This window comes from Butyrivibrio hungatei DSM 14810 (assembly GCF_900143205.1).
In the GTDB taxonomy this organism is placed as follows: domain Bacteria; phylum Bacillota; class Clostridia; order Lachnospirales; family Lachnospiraceae; genus Butyrivibrio; species Butyrivibrio hungatei.
The window spans coordinates 42,357-55,157 of record NZ_FRDH01000013.1 but is presented as its reverse complement, the minus strand read 5'-3'; the positions used below and the strand labels follow the sequence as shown (position 1 = coordinate 55,157).

Genomic DNA, 12,801 nt, shown 5'->3' with positions numbered 1-12,801 from the left:
CTTAATGAAAAAGACTATTTTTAACACTATTAAAATTGTAATATTTCTTTTGATACTTGGCGGATGCATCTTTGCGTCAACAGTGGTACTCAGGCGCAAGGACTCTGATTATAAGTATGCAGATTTTTTGAGTGAATCTAAGAAAGGACATATTGATGTTCTTTTCATCGGTTCATCTCATGTAATAAATGCCATCAATCCGGTAGTTCTTTATGACGATTATGGATACACATCCTACAACATGGGCGGACACGGTTCACTTCTTCAGGCAACCTATTGGGAGCTTAGGGAGAGTCTTGAGTATATGACTCCTGAGTGGGTTGTAGTTGATACCTACATGATCGAGAAGAATGTCAAGTATCTTGATGACAGAGAAGAGTACGAGGATGATGACATCAACACCTCTGTCGAGCAGCTTCACTTAAATATGGATGTTTGGCCATACAATGACCTTAAGGTTAAGGCTATTGATGATCTTATTTCTGATGAAAAGACAAAGAATGAGTTCCTCTACGACTTTATTGTTTATCACAATAGATGGCAGAACTTAACAGCCAATGATTTCAAGACTCTTACTGGAACTGCTGACAGAAATCAGCTCTTTGGCGGAGAGATGAGATATAAGGTTGAGATCGATCCTCCTATGCATCCTGAGGCTACAGAGGGAGACTATTTGACAGAGGATACAGTTGGATGTGAGTACTTAAGGAAGATCATCGAGCTGTGCCAGGATAAGGGAATCGGCGTAGTAGTGACCTATTATCCATTTGCAGCTGAGACCGGTGACAAGGCAGCAGCTGTTAAGGCAGGCGAGATCGCAGCTGAGTACGATGTTCCATTTTTGAATATGCTGGAACTTGATGTGGTAGATCTTTATTCTGATCTGAATGACCACGGACACTTGAATGTAACCGGAGCTACAAAGGTTACAGATTATATGGGAGAGTGGCTTTCTAATACAGGAGACCTTATTGACCACAGAGGAGATCCTGAATATTCACATTGGGAAGATAATGCCGAGAAGTTTCAGGCTGAGCTTGATGACATGGTTCTTGATGAGGACAATCTCTATGTTAAGCTCAATCTTTTAAAGCTTGATGGATACAGCTTTATCCTCTATGTAAACGAGGATTCTGGTGTATATCACGATGTAGCCATGATGCATATCATTGATGATGTGGCTGAGACAGGCAAAGTTTCAACTGATAACAGTGCTTATATCGTTATCAAAGACGGTGCTTCAGGCAAGGTCTACGACGCTAAAGGAGGCGAGATCCTGGAGAGCGTTCCAACATCTATGGGCAATCTCTACTATAGATTTGTAGAGAAGTACTATAGAATCTTAAGTCCTGTCGACGATGAAGATACAAACTACTTGTACGATGATGGACATGCTGCTGAAGATATTCAGCTTATAATATTTGACAGTGAGACAGGTGAGATCCTTTCTCACGATTATTACAGATCATATGGAGGTAATTATGAACGATAAGGTAACAATAGTAGGAATTGCGGGAGGAACAGCATCTGGTAAGACTACGATCGTTCGCATGATCAAAGAGAAATTTGGAGATGATATTGTTGTCATCAGCCATGATTCATATTACAAGGCACACAATGATCTTTCTTACGAAGACAGATCAAGACTTAACTACGATCATCCAGAGGCATTCGATACTGCCCTTATGATCGAGGATATCAAGAAGCTCAAGAACAACGAAGCAATTGATATGCCGGTTTATGACTACACTATTCACAACAGATCTGATGCTACAGTGCACATCGTGCCCAAGAAGCTCATCATTATTGAGGGATTCATGATCCTTGAAAATAAAGAGCTTAGAGATCTGATGGATATCAAGGTATTTGTTGAGACTGACGCTGACGAGAGATTACTTCGCCGTATCAGACGCGACATGGTGGAGCGTGCAAGAAGCATTGATTCAATCCTTACTCAGTACATTGAGACTGTTAAGCCAATGCACGAGCAGTTCGTAGAGCCAAGCAAGAAGTATGCTGACATCATCATCCCTCGCGGCGGCGAGAACATCACGGGTATCACAATCCTCGAGGAACACTTGAAGCACATGATGGATTGAGGAAGCACGCTAGTTTGCAATGGGGTTGTGGTTTACAAACCACTTCACGGACGCTTCCGCTTCGTTAAATTCGTAGCGGTACTAAGGTGATAAAGAACATCACCTAAGTACCGACGAATTTAAAGACCGTGAATTGATTTGTAAACCCACACCCCCATTGCAAACTATAGGCTACATGAACTATTGTGAAAGCAGGAAGTGGACCTGGGGGACGGGGTTAGTGGTCCATTTTTTGAGCCCTAGGGACGGAGGTTGTGGCTCATTTTACCTGCAACCGGGTAAAAAATAAATTTGCAGGTAAGGATTTTGAGCAAATTTAGGTATAGAGTTGCGGAGAGTTACCTGCATCCGGGAAAAAATAAGACTTGCAGGTAAGGATTTTGAGCAAATTTAGGTATAGACTAGCGGAGAGTTACCTGCATCCGGGAAAAAGTAAGATTTGCAGGTAAGGATTTTGAGCAAATTTAGGTATAGAGTTGCGGAGAGTTACCTGCATCCGGGAAAAAATAAGACTTGCAGGTAAGGATTTTGAGCAAATTTATGCTAAGGCATGCGGGGAGTTACCTGCATTCGGGAAGAAATAAAACTTGCAGGTAAAGGTTTTCTAGCAAATATGTGCTAAGGCTGGCGGAGAGTTACCTGCAACCGGGAAAAAATAAAATTTGCAGGTAAAACGATTCCAGCAAGTTATATATATTAGTCGTGGAGATGGAGGAGTAACACTTGTTGCAGAGCATATTTGGAGTGGTGAGCTTGATATTTTGGTTACTTATAGCACCACTTATGGTAGGAATTACATTTAACTTCATACTTCCTAAAGAAAAGAGAAGACTGGGCATAACGTTCGTTCTGGGCTTCCTTATCTACGTTGCAGGCTTCGAAATTATTGCCATACCTTGCATGACAAAGATCATGTACAATGCGTTCAGTTACTGCGTGAAGTATTATGTAATCTTGGCGTGGGCGCTGATGATTCCGGGAATTATCAAGACAGTATTAGCGATATTCAAGGATAAGGATCTGAGCAAGCTTTTCTACATACAGAAAAAAGATGAGAGAATAAATGATACAAAGAACAATGGAATGAATGTAGCATCTAGAAGTAGCGTAAGCAGTGATGAACTTGAAATTGCAGATCCAGACGTTGCCAAGAAGCACAAGATAGAAACCTGCATTTACTGGGGAATTTTCTTTGCTCTCCTTGCATTCCAGATGGTGATGGCAGTGCTAATGGCAAGTTTTGATGGGGATGACGCTTACTACGTTGTTGAGTCACTTCTTGCACAGCAGGCAGATGTTATGAACACTATCCTGCCATACACAGGAATATCTACATCTCTTGATATTAGGCATGCGCTGGCGGTTATTACAATGTGGATTGCGTTCATTGCCAAGGTTTCAGGCGTTCATGCAACGATCGTGTCACATACGGTTATACCGCTGATAGTGATACCACTTGTTTATCTTGTTTATGTGGAGATTGGTAAGAGCTTATTTAGAAAGAAGCAGGAGTTTGTGCCTGTATTCATGATAATCGTAAGTTTCCTTTTGATGTTTGGAAACGTGTCGATCCACACACCAGCTACGTTCTTCCTTATGAGAACATGGCAGGGTAAGGCTATAGTATGCAACCTGGTATTTCCTCTTATCTTCTGGATCTTCCTGGAAATGATGGAAAAGAAGGAAGACAAGACAGAAGAAACGAAAGAAGAAAAGAAGGAAGACAAGACAGATGAAAAGAAGGAAGAAAAGACAGACAGTGCTGGTGTAGAACATACTACAGAGAAGGTAGTAGCCAAGGCTGGAATCAGGCAGAAAATATCTACATCTTCCTTCGGCTGGATAATGCTGATATTTGTAAACATGCTAGCTGGAATGTGCACAGCAATGGGTGTAATATTTGCAACAGGACTTATTGGACTTCTTACGCTGATACTTCTTTTCATCAAAAAAGACTGGAAAGTCCTGATTGGTGCATTTATCTGCGTGATACCTAATTTTGTTTATCTGGCGCTGTATTTGTCAATCTGGAGCCGGTGACCAGTCGTTGGACAGTTAACTTGGCAAAAAAGAACTGACCAGTCATTGGACACTTAACTTGGCAAAAGAAAACTGACCAGTTAAAAGAGAGTTAACCTGAAATAGAACAACTAACTATACAAAACACAGCAAAAATCACATAGATTACGGAGCATTTATATGTACGGAATATTTATGGAATGCTGGGTCGATCTTAAGTTATATGGTGGAAATGGCGCGATACTGGCGCTTCTGATCATATCATCCATATACCTCATCGCCTCAGAAAAAGACCTGAAAAAGAAAATATTGTTTGGAATATTGCCGCTGATGATCCTTGCGGGGTTCCTGTTACCGATCACCAAGATTGTCTATGTGGCGGCTTTTGAAGATGGTAAGGATACTTACTACCGCATTATGTGGCTGATACCAACCTATGTGACCATTGGCTACGCGGCTACAAGAGCTCTTTCTCGTGTGAAAAGAGATACTGTAAGGAGATGCCTTCTTCCGGTGATCCTGCTGATCATCGTTGTCACAGGCTCTTTTGTCTATACGAATCAGTATATGCAAAGGGCGGAAAATGCCTATCACATTCCACAGAACGTTATCGACATTGTGGATGAGATCGCACCAGCAGAGGGGGAGCCTAGAGTACGCGCTGCATTCCCATCTGAACTCGTGCACTTTGTAAGGCAGTACAATACTGATATCTTGATGCCTTTTGGCCGCGAGATGGTGGTAACTCAGTGGGATTACTACAATGCAGTTTATGAGGCTATGGAAAAGCCTGAAGTTATCGACGCTAAGGAATTGGTAGAAGCCACAAGGCAGACCAAGTGCACATATATCGTGATGCCAGACAATAGAACGATAAAAGGAAGCCTAACTGACGAAGGGCTGACAATAAGAGCCAATATTGATGGCTACACAATCTACGAAGATCCGCAGGTTGAAGCATTTAATGGATAATAAAGTCCAAGAAACGGAACATTAATATGTGACTGAACATGAATATGTGTCAGGACATGAATGTCTGATGGAACATGAAATATCTTGAGTTCATGGATTTGATTATAATAATTGTTAGTTTTACGAAAGAAGTAGTTTTATGGAAAAAGAAGTACAAGAATATTTAGACAGAGTGCATGAATCTGATTTTGCTATGCTTTGCGAAGTAGATAGAATCTGCAAGAAGCACGGCATTCAGTATTTTTTACATGGAGGCACATTCCTTGGGGCTGTAAGGCACCAGGACTTTATTCCATGGGATGATGACGTTGACATCCTGTTTTTGAGAAAAGACTATGAGAAGTTCCTTGAGGTCTTTGAATCAGAGGCAGACAAGAGATTTAAGCTCCTTAGATTTGAGAAGTACCCACAGTTCTTTGATTTTATCACTAAGATTGCTGATCAGGATCTTACATACGAAGGCACAAGCTTTGGTGCAGAGGACTTTTACGAGAACAGATACTCTCACCCAACACTGGACCTTTTCGTGTTTGATATCGAGGCTGGGCACCACAAGTGGCAGCTTACAAGGATGAAATTCCTCTACGCCCTTGCCATGGGCCACAGACCATATATTGATTACAGCAAGTTTGACGGCGCTATGAAGACTGTAGCCAAGGTTCTTGCTGGAATCGGACGCGTGATTCCATTTAAGGTAATCGCAAGACAGTACATTAAACTTCAGACTCTTGGAGGACTTGCGGAAGTTCATGGGGAAAAGAAGACTCTTTTCATATCAAATGAGCAGCCAGATCCAAGGTATTGGGGCCTTGATTTTGGACCAGAGCATTTGATCGATGGACCAGACACAGGAATTATCAGGGGAAAAGAGTTCCCTATTCCAAAGCTTCACGACAAGTGGCTTACAAAGACATATGGCAACTTTATGGCGCTTCCACCAGAGGACAAGAGAGTTCCAATGCACGTAAATATTATCAAGTAATTTTATAAGGAATTAAGTTATGAAAACAATCGCACTTATTATCGCAGGTGGAACTGGTGCAAGAATGCATCAGGATATTCCAAAGCAGTTTTTAACAGTAAATGAAAAACCAGTAATCGTCTATACTCTTGAGGCGTTCCAGAATCATCCGGAGATAGACTCTATCGCTGTTGTATGTGTTGAGGGCTGGGAGCAGATGCTCTCTGCTTATGCAAGACAGTTTAATATTACTAAGCTTGAGCACATTGTACCTGGCGGAGAGAACGGCCAGGGCTCTATCAGAAACGGAGTATACGAGCTTGAAAAGTTTTTTGAAAAGGACGATATCGTGCTGATCCACGACGCCATCAGACCTATGGTTTCAGCGGAGATCATTTCCGACTGCATCATGAAGACCAAGCAGTACGGTAACGCCATCACTGCAATCCCTTGCGCAGAGGCTATGCTCACAACTGAGGACGGCGCAAGCTCAGAGGAGACCTATTCTAGAGACAAACTTAAGAGAACTCAGACTCCACAGGGCTTTAAGCTGGGTGAGATCTGTGAACTCCACAGAGAAGCCCTCAAGAAGGGCATTACAGGATCAGTTGCTTCCTGCACACTTATGATCGAAATGGGTAAAAAAGTCTTCTTTTCCGAAGGCTCTGAAAAGAACATAAAGCTTACAACTGTTGATGATATCGATATTTTTAAGGCACTTCTTATCAGTAAGAGAAGTGAGTGGCTCAAATAAAAATGCTTTTTAATTCTTACAGTTTTATGCTGGCCTTTTTGCCGGTATTTATAATTGGATACTACCTCATAAAGAGGAACTTTAGAGATGATGAGAAACTAATGAAACTGCTACAGGGCTGGACCGTAGCAGGTTCGTTAGTTTTTTATGCTTTTTTCGGCTACCAGAATGCAGTGGTGTTTGCAATCAGCATTCTGTGGAACATCAATGCCATCAACGTCATGAGGGTAAATAAAGTAAAGACTGCAAAAGTCGAAAATGATTCAGAAAATAGCAAGTGCGCAAATGCAGATAATTCTGTGGATAAAGATACCAAAAAAACAGCAGACAGTGGAAAACTCTGGCTCTTTGCAGGCATCTTTGTTAACGTTGCCCTTCTTTTGTTCTTTAAGTTCAGCGGCACATTTTTCCCTGTGGCTATCAGCTTTTACACCTTTAATCAGATCTCATACCTTGTGGATTACTACCGTGGCGACATCGATGAATTCAGGCCTCTTGAGTATCTGACCTACATTATGTTCTTCCCTAAGCTTCTTCAGGGACCTTTAATGGGCTACGGCGATTTTGTAAAAGAACTTAAGAAGTCCGTAAAAACTAAATTTGATTACGAGACGATTCTTAGAGCGCTGCTTCTCATATCCCTTGGTATGTTCAAGAAGGTGATCCTTGCAGATACTATTGGAAAAGCAGTTGATTACGGCTTTGAAAACCTTGCTATGCTTGGAAGCCTGGAGACTATCCTTACGGCGGTATTTTATTCATTTCAGCTGTATTTTGACTTTAGTGGTTATTGCGACGTGGCAACAGGAATCTGCATGATGATGGGCTTTGACCTGACACTTAACTTTGATTCACCTTACAAGGCAGTGAACATCATAGATTTTTGGAAAAGATGGCATATCACTCTTACAAAGTTCTTTACCAAGTATGTGTACATTCCACTTGGAGGTAACAGAAAGGGTGCAGTTAGAACCTATGTGAATTTCATGATCATCTTCCTACTTAGTGGCCTTTGGCATGGAAGTGGATGGACCTTTATTGTGTGGGGCGCCATGCACGGCATTTTGTACGTGATCACAAGACTTGTGCAGAAAAAACCAGGACAGAAGACAACGGCAAATGTAGAAAAACAAGGAGCAACAGCAAAACAGGGAAACTCAGTTATCAAGGGGATCAAAATCATCCTCACCTTCATTTACGTAACTGCAGCCTGGGTATTCTTTAGAGCAGAGACCCTCTCGGATGCGATACTTCTTTTCACAAGAATGTTCACAGGCGGCAAGAAGCCAATCGCCATCAGTATGGCAGCAAGCTTCCAGTTGGACGAGCTGTGGTACATCATAAAGGTCACACCTATCATGAAGCTTAGCTTTGCGTGGGATATCTGTCTGTGGATGTTCCTCATAGGCAGCGCGGTAGTGATCTTTTTTGGCAAGAATGCCATCGCTTACGCAAAAGAGTGCAAGATAAGCCTTAAGACAACTTTTTTAACAATAGTGCTGCTTGCTTGGACTATCGTTAGCTTTGCGGGAGTCAGCACATTCCTTTATATGAATTTCTGATGGATATGTGGACAAACACTTGAGATACGAAGAGATATGTGGACAAACGCTTGAGATACAAAGAGATTTGTGGATAAAAAGATGAAAGAAAACAAAATGGAAAAGAAAAACAGAACATATAGAAATCTGTTCATACTGTTTGTTGCGGGGATGCTCACAATTGCTGTGGTGTTTGCAGGCACCATCATTTACGTGGATCCATTTTTCCACTATCACGCGCCTCTTAAAGGCTTTCCTTATGTGGTGGATAATCAGCTGAGCCAGAATCCGGGCATGGCAAGGAACATGTGCTATGAGGGCTGCATTATTGGATCTTCTATGACAGTTAACTTTGATACAGATGATTTCAAAGAGCTTCTAGGCACAGAGACTGTGAAGCTTAGCTACAGCGGCGCTTATCCAAAGGATGACTACAATATCCTGTCTATCGTCTTTGATGAAAGTAGCTACGCAAGGCAGAACAGCCCTGTTAAAAAAGTCTTTTTTGCCATGGACATTCCAACCATGACGGCAGACCTGGAGACTACCAAGTATCCGCTTCCTGAGTACCTGTACGACGCAAACATTGTAAATGATGTAAAGTATGTCCTTAATAAAGACGTGCTCTTTCAGTACATCATGCGTCCTGTGGTCCAGGGGAAGGGCTCTGACCTTTCAGAGATCTACTTTAGCTGGTGGACTCCGGAATATTACAACATTCAGTGGGTTATGCACACTTATGAAGAACCTGAGAAGGTAGAAAAAGAACTGGGGGCAGAGGAACTGATCCCTCAGACTGAGGAAAATCTCAAGGTGAACATCCTTCCTTTCGTGGAGGCACATCCTGATACGGAGTTTTATTTCTTTTTCCCACCTTATAGTATTCTCTATTGGCACAACGTTATGCAGGAGAATACCTTTGAGGCTACCTTAAAGCAGTATCAGTACGTTGCTGACAGGCTCCTGCCCTATGACAATGTGCACCTGTTCTATTTCCAGGATATGGAGGAGACGTTAGACCTCAATAACTATGCGGACTATTCACATTATAAGCCCGAAATCAATAGATTTATGGTAGAATGCTTTAAGGATGGAAATTACGAAATTCATTCATCCGAAGAGATGGCAAAAGAGCTTTCGAAGATGCGCCAGATGATAGATGGCTTCGATTATAACGAGCTCTTTTCTAAAGAATGGTAAAGGCGGAAATTAACTATGGATAACGAAGAAAAGTTTACTATACCTAAATGGGTTCATATTACAGCAATTTCAGTGATCGCGCTGGTCCTTATATTCTCAATCTACAAGCTTGTCAGATGGAACATGGGAACAGCCAAGACTGAGGGTGTTACAGGAGAGAGCTACGAGGTTGAGGTTCTTGACCAGATATTCCTTCTTCCAGATGAAAAGAAGGCTGGACATGAGGATGACGGTGTCGAGACAATTCTTTTCCTTGGAAATGATGCTATTACTTATGACGTTGGAGATACAGGTGTTGTCAAGCAGATTGGTTCAAAGCTTGGAGGAGCAAATGTGATAAATGCAGGCTTCCCTGGCTCTACAGTTGCTCTTAAAAACGCAGACTATAGTGATGATTACGTTCTTGATACATATAGTTTTTACAACGTTGCTAAGTGCATCGTAAATGAGGACTTTACACCACTTAAGGATAAGACTGGAAGTTTTGAAGACAGTCAGTACATCTTAAGTTCTGAAGCTCTTGAGGAGACTGATTTTAGCAAGGTTGATACACTGGTTATCTATTACAATGCTCAGGATTATCTCAATCTCAGAGTTGGTATGAATCCAGATAATGACAGCGACCCTGTTACATTTAGCGGAGCCCTCAAGTCAGGAATACAGATGATCCAGGAGAAGTACCCATACATAAGGATCGTATGTATGTCTTTTCCTATGTGTTATGCCTATGACAGCACAGGAAGCCTTGTAAGCGGCGACAGATATGATTTTGGAAACGGCAAGCTCACAACATACCTTCAGTTCATGATCGATGTATCAGGAGCAACCGGTGTGTCCTTTATTGATAACTACTACGGAACGATCCATGAGGACAACAGCTCCACATGGCTTCTTGATAACATTCACGTAAACGCTGAATGTAACGCCCACATCGCAGAGCACTTCGTGAGCGCAATCTATCCTTCAAACGGAAACGAGGAGAACTGATTTTAATGAAAAAGAAGATACGAGTTGTAGACTTACTGCTCCTTCAGAGCGCAGTTGTGATCTACTCACTTTCAACAGTTGCGGCAAATCTTGCCTCCAAGCATGAATTTTTATCCTTCGGATACATCGCCTTTTTTGGCCTTGAGTTCGTGATCCTTGGAATTTATGCCATCGTTTGGCAGCAGATGATCAAGAAATTCCAGCTTTCAGTTGCTTACGCCAACAAAGCTCTGACCCTCATGTGGTCTATGCTCTGGAATTTCCTTATTTTCAGCCAGGGCATAACACCATTTAAGGTTGTGGGCGTACTCCTAGTAGTAGCCGGAGTTATCGTTATGAATTCTGGTGCTATTGCAGAAAAAGAGCCTGAGAAGGAGGAAGAGAAATGATCAATATTTACTTCCTTCTGATGATCCTTGCTGAGATCATCGCATCATCATCACAGATGCTCCTTAAGCTCAGCGCAACCAAGAAGTACCCTAACTTTATCAGAGAGTACTTAAATGCACTTGTTATCGGTGGATACTGCCTCCTTGTAGTATCAATGGCTATCTCGATCTTTTGCTATGACGGCCTTGGATACATGGGCGTAGTAGTAATGGAACCGATTGGATACATTATCGTAATGTTCATGTCCAGAGTTTTCTTCAAGGAGAAGTTTACTCTTCGCAAATTTATAGGAATGGTGCTGATTCTTTCAGGTATAGTTGTATTCTACGCATTGGGATAAATTATGAAAAAAGATAGGTTGACCGAATATATAGCGGCGGTGCTACTTGCAGCTTCAATAGTATCGCTGGTGTTTGTCTTTGCAAATGCCAATATAAGCCACTACACAGCCAGGATGGAGTCTGATATCGCATCAGAAACATTGCTGGCTACAGTGCTTTATGAGAATAATTTCATTCAGCCAGATTCCTGGTACGCATCCACAGCCATCAGACTCATATCCACGCCTAACCTTGCAGCCTTTATCTATCCTCTTGTGGGGATGGATGCAAATCTTGCAATGGGCATTTCCTGTACGGTTATGATGGTGATCATGTTGGTGGTTATGGGACTTTACTGCAAGCAGACGGGCTTTCCTGTTCTTGCAGCTCTTTCATCCATCCTGCTGGTCCTTGCGTTTACCAAGCCATCTGATGAATGGCAGAGGATGATCTTTGTCTATGCATCCTACTACGTAAGCCACATTATTACGCTTTTTATGATCCTGATGCTCTATAACAGGGCAGTTCGCAAACAGAAAGTGGAGCTCTGGGTATTTACCTTGTCCATGCTGGTTGCGGTAGTGAACGGCCTTCAGGGCATGCACGGATGCCTCTTTATATATTTCCCGCTCTTGGGACTTGAAATTGTTAAAAGAGTTATCTTCAGGATCCAGACCAGGAAGCTTGACAGAAAGCACATCTTTGCATGGGTGGTGCTGATGACTGCAGTGTCTATCATTGCATCCAAGCTCACATCATCAAACAACATTGGCGCCAGCAGGAATATCAGAAACGCCCTTCCTAAATTCAGAGAAGAGGTATGGCCCAGCATAGTTGATATGGTAGCTCTTGATAATTACGGGACTCTTAGAGTTGTTATCATAATTGCTGCTATTATTGGATATTTGATGGCTCTAGGCAAACTCTTTGGAAGGGAAAAAGAGGACAGTGTAAGATTTTCAGTACTTCTTTTCCCGGCAGGATTTGTTGTGAGCCTTCTTCTTACAACATTTACTACAGTTGAAGTTGCAGGCAGATATTTCCTAATGCTCCTATTTACTATCGCAGTTGGAAATGCTCTTTTTATCATGAACGTGAAGAATAAGAGCATCAAAGCCTTTGTGGTATTTATTGCGATCTTTGGAATCTTGCAGACAACGGTATTTAATAATGAGCTTGTGGTACATGATGATTCTGAGCATCTTGATGTATATAAGGTCGCAGCCTGGATGAATGAAAAAGGCTACGAGTATGGCTACAGCTCTTTTGACCACGCAAACTGTATAACCGTTATGGGTAACAATACAGCTAAAGTCAGAGCAGTCAACAACATGAAGGACATGAACGGCTGCAAGTGGCTTACTGATGTCACCTGGTATCCTCCTGTTAAATCAGAAGAAGGACCTACCTGCTATGTGGTGACGGATTATCTTGCTCAGGACTTTAATGAGTTCATGGACAGAGTAGAACCAGAGGTGCTTGAAACAGCGCAGGTTGGCGTTTATACCATATATGTACTTGATCATGACTACACAGTGTGGGAATGAGCAGGTATTAA

General features: G+C 42.1%; 12 protein-coding genes. All 12 read left to right on the top strand.

Annotated features, from left to right (window positions below):
* Positions 1–4: 4 nt before the first annotated feature.
* The 12 genes from BUA02_RS13800 (at position 5) to BUA02_RS13745 (ending at position 12,790) form a co-directional block, all read left to right on the top strand.
* Complete coding sequence (locus BUA02_RS13800; protein ID WP_072705253.1) at positions 5–1,492, top strand: hypothetical protein; 1,488 nt, start codon at positions 5–7, stop codon at positions 1,490–1,492.
* Positions 1,482–2,099 carry a uridine kinase gene (gene udk / locus BUA02_RS13795; protein WP_071175318.1) on the top strand — a complete coding sequence of 206 codons (618 nt, stop codon included), beginning with the start codon at positions 1,482–1,484 and terminating at the stop codon, positions 2,097–2,099. Before BUA02_RS13800 ends, udk begins: the two co-directional genes overlap by 11 nt.
* 744 nt (positions 2,100–2,843) lie before the next feature.
* A complete protein-coding gene (locus BUA02_RS13790) occupies positions 2,844–4,139 on the top strand; it encodes a DUF6077 domain-containing protein (protein ID WP_330393349.1) in 1,296 nt (431 codons plus the stop codon).
* Positions 4,140–4,298: 159 nt separating this feature from the next.
* Positions 4,299–5,090: a hypothetical protein gene (locus BUA02_RS13785; protein ID WP_072705248.1), complete on the top strand. Its 792-nt coding sequence runs from the start codon at positions 4,299–4,301 to the stop codon at positions 5,088–5,090.
* Between the two features lie 139 nt (positions 5,091–5,229).
* Complete coding sequence (locus BUA02_RS13780; RefSeq protein WP_072705246.1) at positions 5,230–6,072, top strand: LicD family protein; 843 nt, start codon at positions 5,230–5,232, stop codon at positions 6,070–6,072.
* 19 nt (positions 6,073–6,091) lie between these two features.
* Entirely contained in the window at positions 6,092–6,805 is a 714-nt protein-coding gene (locus BUA02_RS13775; protein ID WP_071175322.1) for an IspD/TarI family cytidylyltransferase, read from the top strand.
* Positions 6,806–6,906: 101 nt separating this feature from the next.
* On the top strand, positions 6,907–8,367 hold the full coding sequence (locus BUA02_RS13770; protein WP_178297676.1) for an MBOAT family O-acyltransferase: 1,461 nt from the start codon (positions 6,907–6,909) through the stop codon (positions 8,365–8,367).
* Between the two features lie 81 nt (positions 8,368–8,448).
* On the top strand, positions 8,449–9,546 hold the full coding sequence (locus tag BUA02_RS13765; RefSeq protein ID WP_072705240.1) for a hypothetical protein: 1,098 nt from the start codon (positions 8,449–8,451) through the stop codon (positions 9,544–9,546).
* A 15-nt stretch (positions 9,547–9,561) separates the two neighbouring features.
* A complete protein-coding gene (locus BUA02_RS13760) occupies positions 9,562–10,533 on the top strand; it encodes an SGNH/GDSL hydrolase family protein (RefSeq protein ID WP_072705238.1) in 972 nt (323 codons plus the stop codon).
* A 5-nt stretch (positions 10,534–10,538) separates the two neighbouring features.
* Positions 10,539–10,922 carry a transporter gene (locus BUA02_RS13755; protein WP_071175326.1) on the top strand — a complete coding sequence of 128 codons (384 nt, stop codon included), beginning with the start codon at positions 10,539–10,541 and terminating at the stop codon, positions 10,920–10,922.
* Entirely contained in the window at positions 10,919–11,263 is a 345-nt protein-coding gene (locus BUA02_RS13750; RefSeq protein ID WP_071175327.1) for a DMT family transporter, read from the top strand. The genes BUA02_RS13755 and BUA02_RS13750 overlap by 4 nt, the downstream gene beginning before the upstream one ends.
* Positions 11,264–11,266: 3 nt before the next feature.
* On the top strand, positions 11,267–12,790 hold the full coding sequence (locus BUA02_RS13745; protein WP_072705235.1) for a hypothetical protein: 1,524 nt from the start codon (positions 11,267–11,269) through the stop codon (positions 12,788–12,790).
* The last annotated feature ends 11 nt before the right edge of the window (positions 12,791–12,801 follow it).